The 18,633-nt window shown below is 58.5% G+C and carries 20 protein-coding genes, 1 tRNA gene and 1 other RNA gene; 14 read left to right on the forward strand and 8 right to left on the reverse strand.

Annotation, left to right across the window (positions count from 1 at the left end):
* Window positions 1–37 precede the first annotated feature (37 nt).
* Genes ED236_RS09755 through ED236_RS09765 form a run of 3 tightly spaced genes read left to right on the forward strand, consistent with a single transcriptional unit; the run spans window position 38 to window position 2,759 of the window.
* Window positions 38–1,378: a TRZ/ATZ family hydrolase gene (locus ED236_RS09755; RefSeq protein WP_123237892.1), complete on the forward strand. Its 1,341-nt coding sequence runs from the start codon at window positions 38–40 to the stop codon at window positions 1,376–1,378.
* Window positions 1,345–2,064 carry a bifunctional 2-polyprenyl-6-hydroxyphenol methylase/3-demethylubiquinol 3-O-methyltransferase UbiG gene (gene ubiG, locus ED236_RS09760; RefSeq protein ID WP_123237786.1) on the forward strand — a complete coding sequence of 240 codons (720 nt, stop codon included), beginning with the start codon at window positions 1,345–1,347 and terminating at the stop codon, window positions 2,062–2,064. The genes ED236_RS09755 and ubiG overlap by 34 nt, the downstream gene beginning before the upstream one ends.
* Window positions 2,064–2,759 (forward strand): HAD family hydrolase, encoded by a 696-nt coding sequence (locus ED236_RS09765; RefSeq protein ID WP_240032111.1) that lies wholly within the window; start codon window positions 2,064–2,066, stop codon window positions 2,757–2,759. The genes ubiG and ED236_RS09765 overlap by 1 nt, the downstream gene beginning before the upstream one ends.
* 105 nt (window positions 2,760–2,864) lie before the next feature.
* Here the strand turns inward: ED236_RS09765 and ED236_RS09770 are convergent, their stop codons facing one another.
* The 5 genes from ED236_RS09770 to ffs form a co-directional block, all read right to left on the reverse strand.
* The gene (locus tag ED236_RS09770; protein WP_240032112.1) at window positions 2,865–3,455 is read right to left on the reverse strand and encodes an RcnB family protein; all 591 of its coding nucleotides are present in this window, start codon (window positions 3,453–3,455) and stop codon (window positions 2,865–2,867) included.
* A 93-nt stretch (window positions 3,456–3,548) separates the two neighbouring features.
* Window positions 3,549–4,148, reverse strand: a complete 600-nt coding sequence (recR, locus tag ED236_RS09775) for a recombination mediator RecR (RefSeq protein ID WP_123237787.1) — start codon at window positions 4,146–4,148, stop codon at window positions 3,549–3,551.
* Between the two features lie 9 nt (window positions 4,149–4,157).
* Window positions 4,158–4,466: a YbaB/EbfC family nucleoid-associated protein gene (locus ED236_RS09780; RefSeq protein WP_123237788.1), complete on the reverse strand. Its 309-nt coding sequence runs from the start codon at window positions 4,464–4,466 to the stop codon at window positions 4,158–4,160.
* A 33-nt stretch (window positions 4,467–4,499) separates the two neighbouring features.
* A complete protein-coding gene (gene dnaX / locus ED236_RS09785; protein ID WP_123237789.1) occupies window positions 4,500–6,269 on the reverse strand; it encodes a DNA polymerase III subunit gamma/tau in 1,770 nt (589 codons plus the stop codon).
* 90 nt (window positions 6,270–6,359) lie between these two features.
* Window positions 6,360–6,456: signal recognition particle sRNA small type (gene ffs, locus ED236_RS09790), an RNA gene on the reverse strand.
* Between the two features lie 139 nt (window positions 6,457–6,595).
* On the opposite strand from ffs, the gene ED236_RS09795 reads away from it, so the two are divergent.
* A tRNA-Ser gene (locus ED236_RS09795) sits at window positions 6,596–6,685 on the forward strand.
* A 24-nt stretch (window positions 6,686–6,709) separates the two neighbouring features.
* On the opposite strand, the gene ftsX is transcribed toward ED236_RS09795, so the two are convergent.
* The 3 genes from ftsX to ftsY all read right to left on the reverse strand — a co-directional run bounded on the left by ftsX (window position 6,710) and on the right by ftsY (window position 9,445).
* Window positions 6,710–7,624, reverse strand: coding sequence for a permease-like cell division protein FtsX (gene ftsX / locus ED236_RS09800; RefSeq protein WP_240032113.1), 915 nt, complete (start codon window positions 7,622–7,624; stop codon window positions 6,710–6,712).
* Window positions 7,621–8,292, reverse strand: coding sequence for a cell division ATP-binding protein FtsE (gene ftsE, locus ED236_RS09805; protein WP_123237790.1), 672 nt, complete (start codon window positions 8,290–8,292; stop codon window positions 7,621–7,623). The genes ftsX and ftsE overlap by 4 nt, the downstream gene beginning before the upstream one ends.
* A 103-nt stretch (window positions 8,293–8,395) precedes the next feature.
* Window positions 8,396–9,445 carry a signal recognition particle-docking protein FtsY gene (gene ftsY / locus ED236_RS09810; protein ID WP_123237791.1) on the reverse strand — a complete coding sequence of 350 codons (1,050 nt, stop codon included), beginning with the start codon at window positions 9,443–9,445 and terminating at the stop codon, window positions 8,396–8,398.
* Between the two features lie 369 nt (window positions 9,446–9,814).
* Here ftsY and ED236_RS09815 point away from each other — a divergent pair, with 369 nt between their 5' ends.
* The 10 genes from ED236_RS09815 (at window position 9,815) to ED236_RS09860 (ending at window position 18,575) form a co-directional block, all read left to right on the forward strand.
* Window positions 9,815–11,152 carry a M16 family metallopeptidase gene (locus ED236_RS09815; RefSeq protein ID WP_123237792.1) on the forward strand — a complete coding sequence of 446 codons (1,338 nt, stop codon included), beginning with the start codon at window positions 9,815–9,817 and terminating at the stop codon, window positions 11,150–11,152.
* 25 nt (window positions 11,153–11,177) lie between these two features.
* Window positions 11,178–12,479, forward strand: a complete 1,302-nt coding sequence (locus ED236_RS09820; protein WP_420820421.1) for a M16 family metallopeptidase — start codon at window positions 11,178–11,180, stop codon at window positions 12,477–12,479.
* Entirely contained in the window at window positions 12,463–13,017 is a 555-nt protein-coding gene (gene rsmD, locus ED236_RS09825) for a 16S rRNA (guanine(966)-N(2))-methyltransferase RsmD (RefSeq protein ID WP_123237794.1), read from the forward strand. The genes ED236_RS09820 and rsmD overlap by 17 nt, the downstream gene beginning before the upstream one ends.
* A complete protein-coding gene (gene coaD / locus ED236_RS09830; protein WP_123237795.1) occupies window positions 13,007–13,510 on the forward strand; it encodes a pantetheine-phosphate adenylyltransferase in 504 nt (167 codons plus the stop codon). Before rsmD ends, coaD begins: the two co-directional genes overlap by 11 nt.
* 1 nt (window position 13,511) lies before the next feature.
* Window positions 13,512–13,760 (forward strand): YfhL family 4Fe-4S dicluster ferredoxin, encoded by a 249-nt coding sequence (locus ED236_RS09835; RefSeq protein ID WP_123237796.1) that lies wholly within the window; start codon window positions 13,512–13,514, stop codon window positions 13,758–13,760.
* A 21-nt stretch (window positions 13,761–13,781) separates the two neighbouring features.
* On the forward strand, window positions 13,782–14,183 hold the full coding sequence (gloA, locus tag ED236_RS09840) for a lactoylglutathione lyase (protein WP_123237797.1): 402 nt from the start codon (window positions 13,782–13,784) through the stop codon (window positions 14,181–14,183).
* A 237-nt stretch (window positions 14,184–14,420) separates the two neighbouring features.
* On the forward strand, window positions 14,421–15,386 hold the full coding sequence (locus ED236_RS09845) for a mitochondrial fission ELM1 family protein (RefSeq protein WP_123237798.1): 966 nt from the start codon (window positions 14,421–14,423) through the stop codon (window positions 15,384–15,386).
* A 7-nt stretch (window positions 15,387–15,393) separates the two neighbouring features.
* Window positions 15,394–16,590, forward strand: coding sequence for a glycosyltransferase family 4 protein (locus ED236_RS09850; RefSeq protein WP_123237799.1), 1,197 nt, complete (start codon window positions 15,394–15,396; stop codon window positions 16,588–16,590).
* Window positions 16,591–16,628: 38 nt separating this feature from the next.
* Window positions 16,629–17,612: a glycosyltransferase gene (locus tag ED236_RS09855; protein ID WP_275669245.1), complete on the forward strand. Its 984-nt coding sequence runs from the start codon at window positions 16,629–16,631 to the stop codon at window positions 17,610–17,612.
* A gap of 12 nt (window positions 17,613–17,624) precedes the next feature.
* Complete coding sequence (locus ED236_RS09860) at window positions 17,625–18,575, forward strand: glycosyltransferase family 9 protein (RefSeq protein WP_123237801.1); 951 nt, start codon at window positions 17,625–17,627, stop codon at window positions 18,573–18,575.
* The last annotated feature ends 58 nt before the right edge of the window (window positions 18,576–18,633 follow it).

An 18,633-nucleotide genomic window follows, 5' to 3' on the forward strand; every position in this document is an offset into this window, starting at 1 on the left:
GCCCCGCCATGCGGGGCTTTTTTATGTCTGAATGATGATGAATAAACCCTGTGACCTGATAATCGAGGTACGCTGGCTTGTGCCAGTCGAGCCAAAAAACGTCGTGCTGGAACACCATAGCGTGGTGGTACAGGCGGGACGCATCATTGATCTGCTGCCCACTGCACTGGCACGCCAGCAATATCAGCCCTTGCAACGCACTGTGCTGGACGACAGTGTATTGATCCCCGGCCTGATCAATCTGCATACCCATGCCGCCATGACGCTGATGCGTGGCCTGGCCGATGACTTGCCTTTGATGCCTTGGTTGCAACAACATATCTGGCCTGCCGAGCAGCGCTGGGTAAGTCATGAATTCGTACGCGATGGTACCTTGCTGGCATGTGCGGAGATGCTGCGCGCCGGCGTCACCTGCTTCAATGATATGTATTTCCATCCTGCTGCCGCAGAACAAGCGGTGGCTCAGGCTGGCATGCGTGCCAACCTGGGGCTGGTGGTGATGGATTTCCCCACATCGTATGCGGTGGATGCCGAGGATTATCTACATCAGGGTCTTGCTGCCCGTGATGGCTGGCGCGGTAATCCGCTGGTCACAGCCAGTCTGGCGCCGCACGCGCCTTATACACTCAGTGACGCCAGCTTTGAGCATGTGGTGATGTATGCCGAGCAACTGGGCTTGGGTATCCATACCCATCTGCATGAAACGCAAGACGAGATCACCCAAAGCCTGCAGCTACACGGGCGACGTCCCATGCAGCGTATGGTGGATCTGGGCGTGTTGAGTCCAGGCCTGATCGCTGCACACTGCGTGCACATGACGCAGGACGATATGGATCTGCTGCGGGCTCATGGTGGCCACATTGCGCACTGTCCGGCGTCCAATCTCAAGCTGGCGAGCGGGATGTCACCTGTGGCGGCCATGCAGGCCGCCGGACTGAATATCGGCATCGGCACGGATGGCGCTGCCAGTAACAACCGCCTGGATATGCTCGCCGAGATGCGCCTGGCGGCGCTGTTGGCAAAAGGAGTCGCAGGTGATGCGACCGCCGTCCCTGCCTGCCAAGCACTCAGCATGGCCACCATCAACGCCGCACGCGCATTGGGACTCGACGATAGGATAGGTTCCATCGAAGTGGGCAAGTTTGCCGACCTTACCGCCTTACGCATGGGCGATATAGAAACTTTGCCTTGTTACGATGTTCTATCGCATGTTGTGTACGTGCTGGGACGCGAGCATGTCAGTCACGTCTGGGTATCCGGCGATCTGCGCTATCAAAAATTACCGCAACAAGACGGCTTGTATGCCAATATCGAAGCGATGGAACTCAGGGAAATCAGTAGCAAATGGTACAAAAAACTCAAACAATCCCAGAACTGAACGCTGATCCGGCCGAACTGGAAAAATTCTCGGCCTTGGCACACCGCTGGTGGGACAAAAACAGTGAATTCAAGCCACTGCACGAGATCAATCCGCTGCGCCTCGATTACATAGACCAGCATGCTGGCCTGGCAGGCAAACGCGTGCTGGATGTAGGCTGTGGTGGTGGCATTTTGTCTGAATCCATGAGCTTGCGCGGAGCCGATGTGACGGGCATCGATCTGGGTGAAAAAGCCCTCAAGGTCGCTCAGTTGCATAAACTGGAATCTGGCGTGCAGGTGGAGTACCGCCTGATCTCTGTCGAACAGTTGGCAGAAGAGTTGCCGGGGCAATTCGATGTGGTCACCTGCATGGAGATGCTGGAGCACGTGCCTGATCCGGCTGCCATCATCGCGGCTTGTGCCAAGCTGGTCAAACCAGGTGGCCATGTGTTCTTCTCCACCATCAACCGCAATCCCAAAGCCTACCTTTATGCGGTGCTAGGCGCGGAATACGTCCTGAATTTGCTGCCACGCGGCACGCATGATTACGCCAAGTTTATCAAGCCTTCCGAGTTGTCTGCCTGGGCACGTCAGGGTGGCCTGACCACACGTGCGCTGACTGGCATGCGTTATAACGTGTTGAGCAAGCGCTACTGGCTGGACCAGGATGTCAGCGTCAACTACATCGTTCACACGACCCGTTGATGCGCATCAAGCCTATGGGTGGCGGTACGGTAAAACTGGTGTTGTTTGATCTCGACGGTACCTTGGTCGATACAGCGCCTGACCTCGGGCTGGCGCTCAATATACAGCGTCAGCGGCATGCGCTGCCTGCACTGGAGATGGCCGCCATACGGCCCTTTGCCTCGCATGGTTCGCGTGGCTTGCTGGGGGTTGGCTTCGGCTTGCAGCCTGGCGATGAGCGTTTTGAAGCGATGCGTGAAGAATACCTCGCCTTGTATGACCAGGTGTTCGCCGAGAGCTCAAGCTTGTTCGAAGGTATGGATCAGGTGTTGACGGCCTTGCAGCAGCGCGGTCTTCCCTGGGGTGTGGTGACCAACAAGCCACGCCGTTTTGCGGCACCGCTCATGCAGGCGCTGCAACTTGATCATCGCGCGGCCTGCCTGGTATGTGCCGATGATGCCGTGCGTGCCAAACCTGATCCGGAGACGCTTTATATGGCGTGTCGCCAGGTGGGTGTCGCCGCCAGCGACGCCATCTATGTCGGTGATGCCGAGCGTGATATCCAGGCCGGGAAAGCGGCCGGGATGCGTACCGTGCTGGCTGCTTATGGCTATATCGCTAGCACTGACAGCCCGGAGGCGTGGGCCGCAGACACACAGATCGAAACGCCATTAGACTTGCTATCGCTGCTTCCGGCATCTGCCTCTACTGCTTGATCTGTATGTAAAAACGGCCAGTGTATGCACACTGGCCGCTTGAAATGGCTTGTTCAGAACGGCAGGCTGAAACCAGTTCAGTCAGCCGCTCACGGCGTTCCCTGTCTACAGGCTGCTCAAGTCCTGGATCGCATCGATGACCATGCCAGTCCCGATTGCGATCAGCAGGATATCAGCGGCAACCCGCACATATTTGTAGCCGACCGGTGGTGCACCCAGGTCGATGATCACCCTTGGCGGCAGATCGTAGTACACCAGATCACGCGGTAACGCGTGGCCCACACGCCATTTCTTGGCTTGGCCTGGTGGCATGCAGCCGTTGCGTTTCTTGGCCAGGCCAGGCGGGCAATGACCGCCGCGATAGCTGCTGCTGTAATAGTCCCGTATCACGGAGCGCTGGCTGTCGCCAAAGTAGGCATTCACCCTCACATCCACATTGCCGCCATCCTTGTGGTCACCTCCACCTTGACGTCCGCCCGCCGGTTGACGCCCGTCATCGCGGCCATACTGCTTATCTTGCTGGCTTTGCTTGTTATCTTGCTGGCTTTGCTTGCCACCCTTGTTGGGGTTGCCGGCATGGTCCGGTTTTTCTGCCCAGGCATGCGCCGTGAACAGGCTGACAGCCAACAGGCTGCTGATCAGGGAATAACGCATCCGGTACTTGCTGTTCTGGTATTGAGTATCGTTGGTTTGCATGGTGCTCTCCTCTGCTTGTCGAGACTTGTAAGTGTTGTCATCGTCCATCTTTCAACGTGCCAATCGCGGAAAAGTTACAACAGCAAGCCTGTGTCAGCCCACATTACGGCGTTCCATCATGGCTTGTGCCAGCGTGCCACTGTCGACATGCTCGATCTCCCCACCCATGGGCAGGCCACGGGCGATGCGGCTGACGCGCAGACCCCGTGCGCGTAACAAGCCACTGACGTAGTGGGCGGTGGCTTCGCCTTCTACCGTGTAGTTGGTCGCTAGGATCACTTCTTCCACCAGGCCATCCTGCGCGCGCTTGATCAGCTTGTCGAGATGGATATCACGCGGCCCGATACCATCCAGTGGCGACAGTCGCCCCATCAGCACAAAATAGCGCCCCTTGAAGGCTTGTGTCTGTTCCAGCAACATGAAATCCGTGGGCATCTCCACTACGCACAACTGCGTCTGGTCGCGTTGTGGCGAGGCGCACATCGGGCATACCGGTTGTTCGCTGAAGTTATTGCACAGGCTGCAATGACTGACCACTTGCAAGGCGTTGTCCAGCGCTTGCGCCAGTCTGGCACTGCCCGGCCTGTCGTGTTGCAGCAGATGATAGGCCATGCGTAGCGCTGATTTTGGCCCCACACCGGGCAGGCAGCGCAATGCGTCGACCAGTTGTTCCAGTGCAGGCGGGTTACGCATGTGGCGACATCAGAATGGCAACTTCATGCCGGCTGGCATCAGGCCGCTCATGCGCTGCTGCGTAGTGGCTTCGGCCTTGCGAGCCGCGTCGTTCAGTGCGGTCACGATCAAGTCTTCCAGCATCTCGCGGTCATCCATGACGCTGTCGTCTATGCTGACACGCTTGACCTGGTGTTTGCAGCTCATGCTGACCTTCACCATGCCATTGGCGGCCTGGCCTTCCACGTCGATATTGGCCAGTTCGGCCTCGGCGCGTTTGATATTTTCCTGCATTTGCTGGGCCTGTTTCATCAGGTTGCCCATGCCACCTTTCATCATACGATGCTCCTTGAACGTCTTTGTTGAACTTGATTATTGAATAGGACGAATGCTGGATGGAATGATCTGCGCGCCGAAGTCATTGACCAGCGCCTGCACGAAATCATCCTGACGTATGGCGTGTTCGGCCTCCGACTGCAAACGCGCACGTTCCTGGCCCATTAGCGCAGCAGGGGTGTTGTCGCCACCGCCGGAAGAGAAATGCAGTTTGATCGGTCGATCGAAATGCTGGGAGATGGCCTGGCTGAGCTTCTGCTGATAATTCTGGTTGAGCAAATGACTATGCGCTTGCGGCACGTTCAGGTACATGGCGTTGCCGTCATAGCGCGACAATTCACAATGTTGCGCCAGCGCACGAGCCAGACCGAGTTTGAGCTGATCGACCAGGCCACGCCAGTTGCCATCGAAGGCGATGGCTGCAGTGACCAGGTCCATGGCTTCATCTGGCGCGGCCACGGCGGTAGTCGGGTCCGCGGCAGGGCTGCTGGGCCCATCGGCTTGCGAACTGTCATGCTGTTCATGGCGGGGTGCACTTTCTGCCTGCCTGACCAGGCGGGGGCTGGATTCAACCGCCTTGCTGGGCGCTGGGCTGATTTCAGCAGCTATATCGCTTGCATGAGCCGAGGTCTGACGGCTTAGCGTCTGCGTAACCTCCGTCGATCTGCCTGCAGGTGCGGGGTCACGGCTCGGGGCGGGGCTGCGCTTGTCGCCCGCCTTCTCGCCAGGCATGAATGCCAGCATGCGCAGCATGCACATGCTGAAGCCTGCTGCTTCGTCGGGTGCCAGGCCCAGATCGCGTTTGCCCAGAATGGCGATCTGGTAAAACAGTTGCACCTGTTCCGCATTTATTTGCGCCGCCATGTCCTGCAGCAGCGCGTGGTCAGGTGATGCGGTATCGGCGGCACCCGGCACGGTCTGCGCCAGTGCGATCTGATAAAGCAGGTTGGCCAGATCGGACAGGGCGGTGGAGAAGCTGATGCTGCGCTGTTCCATCTCGCGCACCTGTTGCAGCAGCGAGCTTCCATCACTGCGCAGCAGGGCTTGTAACAGCGCAAACAGATAACGCTGGTCGATAGCCCCCAGCATTTGCCGTACTTCGGCTTCGCTGACTTTGTCGCCGCCATAGGCGATGGCCTGGTCCAGCAGGGAGAGTGCGTCGCGCATGCTGCCAGCCGCAGCACGCGCCAGCAGTTGCAGCGCAGCCAGCTCGGCCGGGATCTGTTCTGCAGCCAGTACGGTCTGCATGTGTTCGGCGATGACACTGGCGGACAGTTGGCGAAGATTGAACTGCAGGCAGCGCGATAATACAGTGACCGGGACTTTTTGCGGGTCTGTGGTGGCCAGGATGAATTTGACGTGCGCCGGTGGTTCTTCCAGCGTCTTCAGCATGGCGTTGAAAGCGTGGCCGGTCAGCTGGTGGACTTCATCCAGCATATAGACCTTGAAGCGCCCTTGCGTAGGCGCATAGATGGCTTTTTCCAGCAACGCGGTCATGTCGTCGATGCCGCGATTGGAAGCGGCATCCATCTCCACATAGTCGATGAAGCTGCCCTGGTCGATGCCTACACAGGCGCTGCATTTGCCGCACGGCGTGGCAGTGATGCCGGTTTCGCAATTGAGGGATTTGGCGAGGATGCGCGACAGCGTGGTCTTGCCCACACCGCGGGTCCCCGTGAATAAATACGCGTGATGCAGGCGTTGCTGTTCGAGGGCGTTGTGCAGCGCGCGAACCACATGTTCCTGGCCCACCAATGCATCAAACGATTTTGGTCGCCACTTTCTGGCGAGAACCTGATAACTCATATGCGATTGGACCCCGGAGATGCAGCCTGTCACTCTAGCGGAAAACCTGAACCCCGTCCAAGCACGGCCATCACGGATAACAACAGGAAAGGGGGCGAGCCTAACCCCCGGCACTTGCTACATAGTTGTGGCTGCTTGCTTCCGCACCTGACCAGGTTGGCTACTTCACAATGCGGGGAGGCCCGCCTTGCGTAATGGTAACCGAAAGCCGGGCGAGTTCAAAATCGGCAGCGCGCCAAATCCTCAGAAATGCGCTTGGCAAAAAACAAGCTCTCGTCATTATTTGGACTAGGCCGATACTTGCGCTATAATGCGCGCCTTGTCGCGGAGAGGTGGATGAGCGGTTTAAGTCACCACCCTGGAAAGGTGGCACAGGGGCAACTCTGTCGCGGGTTCGAATCCCGCCCTCTCCGCCAGTGCTGCTAGCCCTGGTTTTACTGTTATCCCGCCTGTTGCAACTTCGCCAACGACCTACCCACGGCGAAATACGATGCCAGCCAGCCTATGATCACCGCCGTACCGACCAGCACCAGCGATAGATCCGCCCATTGCGTGTGCAGATGAAAATCGCTGCCGTACAGTAGTGCCAGTTCCGCCACTGAGCGATTGAACGATACGATCCCTGCATACAGTAACAGCAAGGCCGCCAGCCCGCCGCCGCCGCCGTAGAGCATGCCGGCATACAGGAACGGCCTGCGGATGAATTGGTCGGTGGCGCCTATCAGCTTGCTGACTTCGATCTCTTCACGCTGCGTCATGATCTGCAGACGTATGGTGTTGGCGATGATCACCGTCAGGGCGAATGCCAGTAAGATCGCCAGCGCCAGCACCGCCTGTTTGCCCAGTTGCAGCAGCGCGTACAGGCGTTTGATCCAGCTGGCATCGGCCTGCGCCAACTCCACACCGTCCCAAGCCTGCATCTCTTGTTGCAACGTGCTGACACTCTCCGGGTCGGTCTGCTTCAACTTGACGAAATAGGCATCCGGCAGCGGGTTCTGTTCCAGGCTGCTGGCCGGATGGTCAGTGGCGAGGCCGCTGCGGAACTCACGCCAGGCGGTGTCGCGGTCTACAAAACGTACTTCGCTCACAGCGGGGTGGCGGCGCAGTTGTTCGCCCAGTGCGGTCACGGCGGATTTTGCGATGTCCTGCTTCAGGAACAGGCTGATCTGCGCGTCGCCCTGCAACAACTCGGTGGCACGGCTGACATTGTCCACCGCCACATACAGCATGGCAGGCAGGCACAAGGCCACGCCGATCACGCTGCAGATCATCAGCGTGGAGGACAGGCTGCGGCGCATGCGCGCCAGCACCAGACGGATCGCTTGTAAGTGCTGATTTAGACGGTGTTTCATCATGCGAACTCCGTGATCTGCACTTCGAGCAGGCCTTGCGACAAATGCAGGGCACGATGCGGTGACTGGCTGATGGTGTTCACGTCATGGGTGGCCACGATGACGGTGACGCCCACCTGCTGGAACGCATTGAACAAGGCCATGATCTCGCCCGCATAGCTTTCGTCCAGATTGCCGGTCGGTTCGTCGGCGATCAGGATGGAAGGGCGGCTCACCACGGCACGGGCGATGGCCAGTCGTTGCTGTTCACCGCCGGATAGCGTGATCGGCATGGCTTTTTCCTTGTTCAGCAAACCCACTTTGTCCAGCGCCGCACGGATGCGTTTTGCTGCATCGCTACCGGTCACGCCGTTGATGTACAGCGGCAGCGCCACATTCTCAAAGCAGTTGCGGTCATAAAGCAGTTTGTGGTCCTGGAACACCAGGCCGAATTTGCGTCGCAGATAGGGGATGACGGCCGGACGCAGTTTGCTGATGTTCTGGTTGCCGATGAGCACCGTGCCCGAGGTGGGCCGCTCGATGGCGGCCATCAGTTTCAGCAGGGTGCTCTTGCCGGCACCGGATTGGCCGGTGAGCAGCACCAGTTCGCCTTCGGCGATCTCAAATGAAACGCCGCGCAGGATCTCGTCACTGCCGGGATAACGTTTACGTACCTGATCAAAGCGGATCATGCGTCGCGGTCCTTCTCGAAAACGCTGACATAAAAAAACGATCACCCAAGCCGGCGCTGGCTGAGCCCAACGCTGCTGCACGACAGTCGCCGCCAGGGTGCGCTCAGGCAAACAAGGCATCGACGAACTCTGCAGCCTTGAACGGGCGCAGGTCATCGATGTTCTCGCCTACACCGATATAACGGATGGGGATAGGCCGTGCCTGGGCGATGGCCGCGATCACGCCACCCTTGGCGCTGCCATCCAGCTTGCTCAATACCAGCCCTGTCACACCCAGCGCATCGTCGAACGCTTTTACCTGAGTGACTGCATTCTGGCCGGTGTTGGCATCCAGCACCAGCAGCACTTCATGCGGCGCCCCCGGCAAGGCCTTGTTGATCACGCGCTGCACCTTGCGGATCTCCTCCATGAGGTTGAGCTGGGTGGGCAATCGTCCGGCCGTGTCGGCCAGTACGATATCGATGCCACGCGCCTGCGCCGCATTCACTGCATCGAACATCACTGCTGCCGCATCACCACTTTGCTGCGAAATGACCTGTACCTGATTGCGCTCGCCCCAGGCTTGCAGTTGCTCACGTGCGGCAGCCCGGAAGGTGTCACCAGCCGCGATCAGGACGGATTTCCCTTCGGCCTGGAATTGCCGCGCCAGCTTGCCTATGGTGGTGGTCTTGCCAGCGCCATTCACGCCAGCCAGCATGATGACAAAAGGTTTGTGTGTGGTGTGCAGCGGCTGTTCCAGCGTGAGCAGCAGCTCCAGCAGGGATTGCTTTAGCGCTTCGCGTAGTTGGTGAGTGTCGCTCAAGCTCTGACGTTTGACGCGCGCGCGCACTTGTTCAAGCAGGCTTTGCGTAGCGGCTACGCCTACATCTGCGGTTAACAAGATGGTCTCCAGTTCTTCATACACCGCTTCGTCGATCTTGCCGCCGTTGAACAGGCTGGCGAACTGGCTGCCCAGCTGGTCACGCGTGCGCGACAAGCCCTGCTTCAATCGCGCGGCCCAGCTCAGGCTGGCAATATGCTCGGCTTCAGCAGGCGGCGTGATCGCCACTGGATCAGGCGTTTGATGTATTTGTGCATGGCCGCTATCGCCTGGCGCTGCAGTCGGTTGTTTGGGGGCCTCTGCAGGCGTGGATTTTTTGAACAGATTAAACATTACTCTCTATCATGGCTGTCTGATGTGGCTATTCAAGTACTGCCCGGTCTTGTACTGCGCGGTCTTATAGTCTGACGACTTGTACTCTGACGTGTTGGCATGGCGCTGAACCCGTGCACCCGCTTAGGCTTGCCAGTCGAGCGTAGGCTCAGCTGGAACAGGGTACTCCGTTGTGCCGACCGTGGGGGCTGACGGATAGTATTATTTTAGTCGTGTTGCCGTGGCGGCGCCACGAAACTTAGCCAGTCGAGCCGGGTCAGATTGGTGCAATAAACACGGGCCGCTATAATCTGCCACCCCGTTCTGCCACCCGTGCAGTAAGCTCACCGCACTTTCGAGGAGAATAAAGCCGTGTCAATTCGCAGTTTAATGCTGTTGTTGCTGTGTGTGCCGACGATTGCGCTGGCCAATGTGCATGAGTTCAAGCTCAGCAACGGCATGCGCATCATCGTCAAGGAAGACCACCGCTCGCCCGTGGTGGTGTCTCAGGTCTGGTACCGTGCGGGTAGTATGGACGAGGTGAACGGCAAGACCGGGGTCGCCCACGTGCTTGAACACATGATGTTCAAAGGCACCAAGACCATCAAGCCCGGCCAGTTCTCGCGCATCATCGCAGCGGCAGGTGGTCGCGAGAATGCGTTCACCGGCACCGATTACACCGGCTACTACCAGCAACTGGAGAAATCCCAGCTGCCTTTGTCCATCAAGATGGAAGCGGATCGCATGGTCAACCTCAAGCTGACCGATGAAGAGTTCGCCAAAGAGGTGAAGGTGGTGATGGAAGAGCGGCGCTGGCGTACGGACGACAAGCCACAAGGGCTGATCAACGAACAATTCAACCGTGCCATGTTCACGGCACACCCGTATGGTCGCCCCATCGTAGGCTGGATGAACGATCTGGAGAACATGACCGCTGAAGATGCGCGCGAGTGGTACCGCACCTGGTATGCCCCCAACAATGCCACGCTGGTGGTGGCAGGTGATGTGAAGGCTGCGGATGTATTGAAACTGGCCCAGCAGCATTTCGGCCCGATCAAGGCACGACCACTGCCAGCCCGCAAGCCACAGACCGAACCGCCCCAGCTTGGCCTCAAGCGTGTGGTGGTGAAAGCACCAGCCAAACTGCCTTATATCCGCATGGGCTACCATGTGCCCGCACTGCAGGACGCGGACAAGGACTGGGAGCCGTATGCGCTGCAGATCCTTTCCGGCGTGCTGGACGGCAATGCCTCGGCACGCTTGAATCAGCAGCTGGTGCGCGAGCGTCAACTGGCCGTGGAAGCGAGCGCCGGTTACAACATGATACGGCGTGGACGTGAGGCGGTGTTCGAACTTGATGGCACGCCAAGTGAAGGCAAGAGTGTGAACGAGCTGGAAGCCGCCTTACTTGAGCAGGTGGAGCAGATCAAGATTTCTGGCATCACGCCGGAAGAATTGCAGCGCGTCAAAGCGCAGGTGATCGCCAGCGACGTGTATCAGCGAGATTCCGTATTCGCCCAAGCCATGACCATAGGCACCCTGGAGACGGCTGGCTTCTCCTGGCGCATCCTGCCTGGTTACCCTGCCAAGCTGTCTGCCGTGACCGCCGAGCAGGTGCAGGCCGTTGCCAAAAAGTACCTGACTCCGGATAACCTCACCATCGCCACGCTGGACCCGCAACCCATAGACCCGAATGCAAAACCCAAGGGGAAGCCAAGTGATCACTAAGTTATACCAAACCCTATGCCGTGCCGTGCCGGTACTGGCCATCCTGAGTTTTAGCCTAGGCTTCAGCCTGAGCACGCAGGCAGCCGTGAATATCCAGCAATGGCAGACCAGCCAGGGCGCACAAGTCTATTTCGTGGAGAACCACGACCTGCCCATGCTGGACATGAGCGTCACGTTCGCCGCTGGTAGTGCCCGTGACAGCCAGGATAAAGCCGGTGTGGCAGGCATCACCCGCTACATGATGACGCTGGGCGCTGGTGGGCTCAGCGATGAACAGATCTCCACGCGTCTCGCCGATATCGGTGCCGAGATGAGTGGCGATCTGGATGCAGACCGTGCCGGCTTCAAGCTGCGCACACTGAGCAGCGAACGTGAGCGTGAGCAGGCGTTGGCGGTCTACAGCGCCATCCTGCACAAGCCGGACTTCCCGGAAGCCGTGTTGACGCGCGAGAAGGCGCGTATCCTGGCAGGCCTCAAGGAAGCGGCCACGCAGCCCGAAAGCATGGCCAACCGTGCCTTCATGCAAGCGCTTTATGGTAAACATCCTTATGCCAATGACGAGAGCGGCGAGCTGACCACCGTGCCACAGATCCAGGCGGCTGATCTGCGTGCCTTCTATCAGCGCTATTACGCTGCCCAGGGCGCAGTGATCGCGCTGATTGGCGATCTTACCCGTGCCCAGGCGGAGCAATTGGCTGAACGCCTGTCGGCAGGGCTGCCAAGCGCTGAACCTGTGCCTGCTTTACCAGCCGTTACTTACCCGCAGCAAGCCGTGGAGCAGCGTATCCCGCATCCGGCCAGTCAGGCGCATATCCTGCTCGGTTACCCTGGCGTTAAGCGCATAGATCCGGACTATTTCCCGCTGTATGTGGGCAATTACATCCTGGGCGGTGGCGGCTTTGTGTCACGCCTGACCGAAGAAGTGCGCGAGAAGCGCGGCCTGGTCTACAGTGTCTACAGCTACTTCCTGCCTCTGTCCGAGCTGGGCCCATTCCAGTTGGGACTGCAGACCAAGCAGGCGCAAGCCAACGAGGCCCTGCAGCTGGTGCGCAGCACGCTGGGCAACTTCATCAGCAAAGGTGTCAGCGAAAAAGAGTTGAAAGCCGCCAAGCAGAACATCATCGGCGGTTTCCCGTTGCGGCTGGACAGCAATGCCAAGATACTGGAATATCTGTCCGTGATCGGTTTCTACAAATTGCCATTGACCTACCTTGATGATTTCAACAAAAAAGTGGCCGCTGTGACGGCGGCGCAGATCCAGGACGCGTTCAAGCGTCGTGTAGACCCAGACCGCATGGTCACGGTGATCGTTGGCGCAGAGCAGTAACACGGTCCGCATCGGCGGCGGGCTGTGGCGTAGTCGGCTGCTGACTTTTCCGGATCTGCCTGGTCTGCGTCCGACCCCGGACCGGGTGAGGCAGACGCTGTTCAACTGGCTGGGGCAGGATCTGCATGGCTTGCGCTGTCTGGATCTGTTCTGCGGCACCGGCGTGATGGGCTTTGAAGCGCTGTCACGCGGTGCGGCCGAGGCGGTGATGGTGGAAAAGATGCCGCTCGCCATGCGCCACCTGCAGGACAACAAACAGCGTTTGCAAGCTACGGGTGCCGAACTGCAACAGCAGGACGCCGCACAGTTCCTGGCACGCGACCAGCGTCAGTTCGACATCATCTTCCTCGACCCGCCGTATCAGCAGAACTGGTTGCCGCGCATGCTGCCGGTGCTGCCAGCGCACCTGTCGGCGGGAGGCTATCTATATGTGGAAGCCGAATATGTGCTCAACTCCTGCGCGGATTGGCAGGTGATCAAACAGGGCAAGGCAGGCAATGTGTGCTATCACCTGTTAAAATCCGCACATGCAGACTGAACAACAAGCCCTCCGAGTCGTTTACCCCGGTACCTTTGACCCGATGACGCGTGGTCATGAAGACCTGGTGCGGCGCGCCTCACGCTTGTTCGCCGAAGTGGTGGTGGCGGTGGCGGCCAACCCGGGCAAGCACCCCTTGTTCAGCATAGCAGAGCGCGTGGAACTGGCCTCCGCCGTGCTAAAGGATTGCCCCAACGTGCGTGTAGTGGGCTTTTCCGGCTTGCTGATGCAGTTCGTGCGTGAGCAGCAGGCGACGCTGGTGGTGCGTGGTCTGCGCGCCGCCTCGGATTTCGAGTATGAGTTCCAGTTGGCCGGCATGAACCGCCAACTGTTCCCGGAAGTGGAAACCGTGTTCCTGACGCCATCCGAACAATACATGTTCATCTCCGCCACGCTGGTGCGCGAGATCGCCCGTCTGGGTGGTGACATCACCAAGTTCGTCTCGCCATTGGTGCAGCAACACATCGTACAAAAGCTCGCAGCAGGGCGTTGAGATGGCGCTGATGATCACCGATGAATGCATCAATTGCGATGTGTGCGAGCCAGAATGCCCGAACGGCGCCATCTATCAGGGTGCCGAAATCTACGAGATCGATCCCAATCTGTGTACCGAATGTGTGGGGCATTTCGATAAACCGCAATGCCAGGAAGTGTGTCCGATCGACTGCATCCCCTTGCACCCGGATATACGCGAGACCCATGATCAGCTATACCAGAAGTACCTGAAGATTTCAATCAAATAAAAGCACTTGAGGAGAGACGCAATGCGCATACTGCATACCATGTTACGCGTGGGTAACCTGCAACGTTCCATCGATTTCTACCAGCGCGTGCTGGGTATGCGTCTGCTGCGGCAGCAAGACTACCCGGATGGCCGTTTTTCGCTCGCCTTTGTGGGCTATGGCAGCGAGAACGAGCACAGCGCACTGGAGCTCACCCACAACTGGGATACCGACAAGTATGAATTGGGCAACGCTTACGGCCATATCGCGCTGGAAGTGGACGACGCTTACGCGGCCTGTGAGCAGGTGAGGCAGGCCGGTGGCAAGGTGGTGCGCGAAGCTGGCCCGATGAAACATGGCACCATCGTCATCGCCTTTGTCGAAGACCCGGATGGTTACAAGATCGAGTTCATCCAGAAGGGCACCATCAGCTACCCGGCATAAGCCTTGCGCTCCCGCCCGCGCTTTGCGCAGTGGCCGATAGCGGCAATAACAAAGCCTGCGCAAGCGGGCTTTGTTATTGCATGTCTTGTTTTGAACGGATGCTTGTCATCGCTGTTTCATTTTTCTGCATCATCGCCGCAATAAGCATTTATTAAGCTGGCAACCGTAGCTGAGGGGCTCGGTCAATGTATTGCTTGATAAAGACTCCCCCAGCGTTGTTGCTAAAGGATGGCGAGGATGCAAGCCTCAAACACGAATTCCATGATCGTCTGGCGTTTGCTGGATGGTAAACCAGGCCACGAGAACCAGTCACTGGGCCTGGTAAAAGCCCTAAAACGCAAACAACACTGTATAGCCATTGATATCGCTATCTGCGGTGGTGTAGAGCCCATGCTGAGCTTGGCCACATCGACCTGGTCCCCAGGCACTGGGCACCCTGCGCCTGATTTGATCGTGGGAGCTGGTCACGGCACACATTGGCATCTGCTTGCTGCCAGGCGTGCCTACGGTGGCAGGGCTGTCGTGCTGATGCAGCCCAGTCTGCCTGTTGCCTGGTTTGATTTGTGCCTGATCCCCCAGCATGACCAGTATCGAGGGCATGGCGATTTTATCGAAACCCGTGGGGTGCTGAATCCGCTGCAGGCCGACGGCATTCACCAGCAGGATCGTGCCCTGATCATGCTGGGCGGCCCGTCACGGCATTGTGACTGGGACACTCCTGGCATGCTGATGCAGATCACTCAGTTGCTGGCACACAATCCAGATATACACTACACGCTGACCACCTCGCGCAGAACGCCAGATCATATGCTGGTTGCCCTGAACGGCTTGGTGATGCCCAACCTGAGCGTGGTGCCGTTTCATCAGACTGCGCCTGGCTGGGTAGCCGAGCAGCTGGCGCTAGCCTCAACGGCCTGGGTGTCCGAGGATTCGGTCTCCATGGTGTACGAAGCACTCACAGCAAGAGTTTCTGTTGGTTTGCTGAACTTGCCTTTGAAGCAGGAAAGTCGCGTGTCGCGTGGTGTGGCCGGTCTGATACGCCATGGCCAGGTCACGCGTTTTGATGTACATCAGCAGTACAAGCGTGTGCTGCACCCGGTGCCAGGCTTCATCGAGGCAGATCGTTGTGCCAGTCATATCCTGCATCACTGGATGGCTCCCCGCGTTACGCTGCAGCCGCAAATCGTGTTGCAGGCCAGCTAGGGATGACATGACGTTTGCCAGGTTGACAGTTGTGCAGGTGCTGCCTGCGCTTGAATCAGGTGGGGTGGAGCGCGGTACGCTGGAGGTGGCGCGCTATCTGGTGGAACAGGGGCACCGTTCCATTGTGATCTCGGCAGGTGGGCGCATGGTGCCTTTGCTGGAGCAGCAGGGAAGCGAACATCTGTGCTGGCCGATAGGCAAAAAATCGGTTCGCACCTTGGTGCTGGTGCAGCGCTTGCGCCACTATCTGATCGAACAGCAGGTCGATATCCTGCATGTGCGCTCACGTTTTCCTGGCTGGATCGCCTATCTGGCATGGAGCGGCATGGACCCGGCGCAACGGCCGCATCTGGTCACCACTGTCCATGGCCCGTATTCAGTCAATGCCTACAGTGCCGTGATGACCAAGGGCGAGCGCGTGATCGTGATCTCCAGCATGATCCGCGACTATGTGTTGCAACACTATCCGGTGCAGCCAGAACGCCTGCGCCTGAATTATCGTGGGGTTGATCCTGACATGCATCGTTATGGTTATCAGCCGGATGCAGTATGGAGGGAGGCCTGGTACGAGGCGTTTCCTCAAACGCGCCAGCAACGTCTGATCACGCTACCTGCCCGTGTGACGCGCTGGAAGGGGCAGCTGGATTTTATCGAGCTGATCGCCAGGCTGCAGCCCGAGGTGCCAGAGATACACGGCCTGATCGTGGGCGAAGCGAAGCAGGATAAATCACGTTTTATGCAAGAGCTGCGCGCCAGAGCCAAAGAGCTGGGTGTGGCAGACCGCATTACCTTTACCGGGCACAGGGCGGACGTACGCGAGATCATGGCGATATCGGATTGTGTGTTCTCGCTGTCTACAGAACCCGAAGCGTTCGGACGTACCACACTGGAAGCGCTCAGCCTGGGGGTTCCTGTGATGGGCTATGCACATGGCGGTGTGGGTGAGCAGTTGGCTGCCATCCTGCCTGAAGGCCTGCTGCCTGTGGGCAATATCGCCACAGCACATGCCTTGCTGCTGGAATGGCTTAAGCAGCCGCCGACTGTGCCACAGCAGCATCCTTACTCCTTGCTGAAGATGCTTGAAAATACGTTAGCCATCTATCTGGAACTGGCCGGCACCAGTGTTGCTGGCTCGGCATCCAGGCCTGGTCCAGTAGTCAGGCGCGGATCAGCACAGAAGGTATCACCTAGCGCTTCCGCATGAGAATCTGCCAGTTGATGGCCAGCCCAGGGGTTGGCGGGATGGAAAAACATGTGCGCGAGCTATCCCTTGCCCTTGCCGCTGCAGGTCATGAAGTGGTGCTGATCGGGCCTGCAGCATTCCTCGCGACAGTGCCAGACCACTTGGATGTGCCTCCCATGCAGCGGATGGCCATTCCTGCGCACCTTAGCCGTTTCAATCCCTGGCTGATGTTCAAGGTGTTATTACTGCTTCGAAAAGCGCGCTGCGATATTGTGCATGCGCATGCCAGCAAGGCAGCAGCATTGCTCGCTAGCGTGCAGCGCTGGATAGGCGCACCGACACTTGCCACCGTGCACAGTGTCAAACGTAACCTTAAACCGTATCGAGGCATGACACACCTGATCGCAGTCAGCAAACAGGTCGCCTCTGCGTTCACTGCGGAGCGTTGCAGCGTGGTGTATAACGGCATCGCGCAGCCTTTGCCAGCCGTGCTGAACCTGCATGAGCAATTCGGTGTGCCCGAGGGTATGCCAGTGATTATATCCGTTGGGCGTCTGGTCGAAGCCAAGGGCTTTGATGTACTGCTGCAAGCGATTGATGGTTTGCCTGTATGTCTGCTTATCGCAGGGGAGGGGGCCTTGCGCCGCTCACTGTTGCAGCGTATCCGGGTTTTACAGTCACCGACATACTGCCAGTTGCTAGGTCAGCGATCCGATGTCACGGCCATTCTTGCGGCGGTCGACGCTGTGGTGATTGCCTCGCGGCGCGAAGGGTTCTCGTATGTGCTAAACGAGGCGTTATTGTGTGGGGCCAGGGTGCTGTCGACGGATGTGCCGGTTGCCAACGAGGTGTTGCCTGCAGCGTTGATCGTCCCGATAAACGATGCTGCAGCACTGCGCGCGCGTTTGCAGCATTGGCTGGCACGGCCCGATGTTTGGCAGCAGCAGATGCAGGGTGCACATGCTTATGCACAGCAGCACATGACGCTGGAGAGCATGACAAAGGCCACTATCGCGGTGTATCAGAGGCTGCTGCAACCTTGATGGACTTATTGTATGCATTCTGACCATCAGCGACTGCTGGTCATCAAGCATGGCGCGCTGGGTGATCTGCTACAGGCTGATGGCGTATTGCGCGATCTGCGTGCGCATTATCCGCAAGCGCACATTACCTTGCTTACCACGCCGGGCTTTGCCGGGCTGATGGCACGCTGCCCGCATGTGGATGCGGTGTTGCTGGATGCACGCGCGCCTTTGTGGCAGTTACCAAGGCAATTTTCTCTACGCAGGCAGTTACGGCAGTGCCAGTTCACCGGCGTTTTTGATTTGCAGAGCTCGCAGCGTACCCGGCTGTATCGTCAATATTTACTGACGGATGTGCCCTGGGTTGCCAGAACGCAAGGTCAGGCACCGAGCAGCGGTCTGCAGGGGTTGGTGGATCTGCTGACACTAGCCAGGGTGCCAGTGCCGCATGCACGCAGTCCGGACTTGAGCTGGATGGTGACGGATGTCGCCCAACGCTTGCATGCTGCCGGGCTGAGTGCGCCTTATATCGCGTTGATTCCGGGTGCATCGGCGCGTCACCCGCAAAAGCGCTGGCCCTATTATGCGCAGCTGGCGTCCCTGCTGATACAGCAAGGCTGCAGCGTAGTGACAGTGCTGGGCCCGGACGAGCTTGATCTGGCTGACGCGATGCCGGGTGTGGTGATGCATGGCCTGAACTGGTTTGAGCTGGCCGGCGTGCTGCATCAGGCCAGTTATGTGATCGGCAATGACACCGGCCCCAGTCATCTGGCTTCCGGATTGAGGCGTCCCGGGCTCGCCCTGTTTGGCCCGGCTACTTCTGCGCAACGTGCTGAGCTGGCGCGTGGCCAGTTTCAGGTGCTGCAGCTGACGGACTTGCATGCCTATACGGCGCAGCAGCTTTATCAACATATCGCGCCATCGCTAATACCCATCCCACTCCCAGCCATACCAGCACCGCTACCCTATGGTTCAGCAGGTTAGTAGCTGTGCCGCCTTCTGCATAACCGCATGCCAGTCTCATGTGTGATGTTGGGTCTCG

The organism is Pseudomethylobacillus aquaticus, from assembly GCF_003730115.1.
GTDB classification, from domain to species: Bacteria; Pseudomonadota; Gammaproteobacteria; order Burkholderiales; family Methylophilaceae; genus Pseudomethylobacillus; species Pseudomethylobacillus aquaticus.

What these genes read in the sequence shown, in the direction of transcription:
- ED236_RS09755 (WP_123237892.1), top strand. Translation starts at nt 38, where the DNA reads ATGAATAAACCCTGTGACCTGATAATCGAGGTACGCTGGCTTGTGCCA.
- ubiG (WP_123237786.1), top strand. Translation starts at nt 1,345, where the DNA reads ATGGTACAAAAAACTCAAACAATCCCAGAACTGAACGCTGATCCGGCC.
- ED236_RS09765 (WP_240032111.1), top strand. Translation starts at nt 2,064, where the DNA reads ATGCGCATCAAGCCTATGGGTGGCGGTACGGTAAAACTGGTGTTGTTT.
- ED236_RS09770 (WP_240032112.1), bottom strand. Translation starts at nt 3,455, where the DNA reads ATGCAAACCAACGATACTCAATACCAGAACAGCAAGTACCGGATGCGT.
- recR (WP_123237787.1), bottom strand. Translation starts at nt 4,148, where the DNA reads ATGCGTAACCCGCCTGCACTGGAACAACTGGTCGACGCATTGCGCTGC.
- ED236_RS09780 (WP_123237788.1), bottom strand. Translation starts at nt 4,466, where the DNA reads ATGATGAAAGGTGGCATGGGCAACCTGATGAAACAGGCCCAGCAAATG.
- dnaX (WP_123237789.1), bottom strand. Translation starts at nt 6,269, where the DNA reads ATGAGTTATCAGGTTCTCGCCAGAAAGTGGCGACCAAAATCGTTTGAT.
- ftsX (WP_240032113.1), bottom strand. Translation starts at nt 7,624, where the DNA reads ATGATGAAACACCGTCTAAATCAGCACTTACAAGCGATCCGTCTGGTG.
- ftsE (WP_123237790.1), bottom strand. Translation starts at nt 8,292, where the DNA reads ATGATCCGCTTTGATCAGGTACGTAAACGTTATCCCGGCAGTGACGAG.
- ftsY (WP_123237791.1), bottom strand. Translation starts at nt 9,445, where the DNA reads ATGTTTAATCTGTTCAAAAAATCCACGCCTGCAGAGGCCCCCAAACAA.
- ED236_RS09815 (WP_123237792.1), top strand. Translation starts at nt 9,815, where the DNA reads ATGCTGTTGTTGCTGTGTGTGCCGACGATTGCGCTGGCCAATGTGCAT.
- coaD (WP_123237795.1), top strand. Translation starts at nt 13,007, where the DNA reads ATGCAGACTGAACAACAAGCCCTCCGAGTCGTTTACCCCGGTACCTTT.
- ED236_RS09835 (WP_123237796.1), top strand. Translation starts at nt 13,512, where the DNA reads ATGGCGCTGATGATCACCGATGAATGCATCAATTGCGATGTGTGCGAG.
- gloA (WP_123237797.1), top strand. Translation starts at nt 13,782, where the DNA reads ATGCGCATACTGCATACCATGTTACGCGTGGGTAACCTGCAACGTTCC.
- ED236_RS09845 (WP_123237798.1), top strand. Translation starts at nt 14,421, where the DNA reads ATGCAAGCCTCAAACACGAATTCCATGATCGTCTGGCGTTTGCTGGAT.
- ED236_RS09850 (WP_123237799.1), top strand. Translation starts at nt 15,394, where the DNA reads ATGACGTTTGCCAGGTTGACAGTTGTGCAGGTGCTGCCTGCGCTTGAA.
- ED236_RS09855 (WP_275669245.1), top strand. Translation starts at nt 16,629, where the DNA reads ATGGAAAAACATGTGCGCGAGCTATCCCTTGCCCTTGCCGCTGCAGGT.
- ED236_RS09860 (WP_123237801.1), top strand. Translation starts at nt 17,625, where the DNA reads ATGCATTCTGACCATCAGCGACTGCTGGTCATCAAGCATGGCGCGCTG.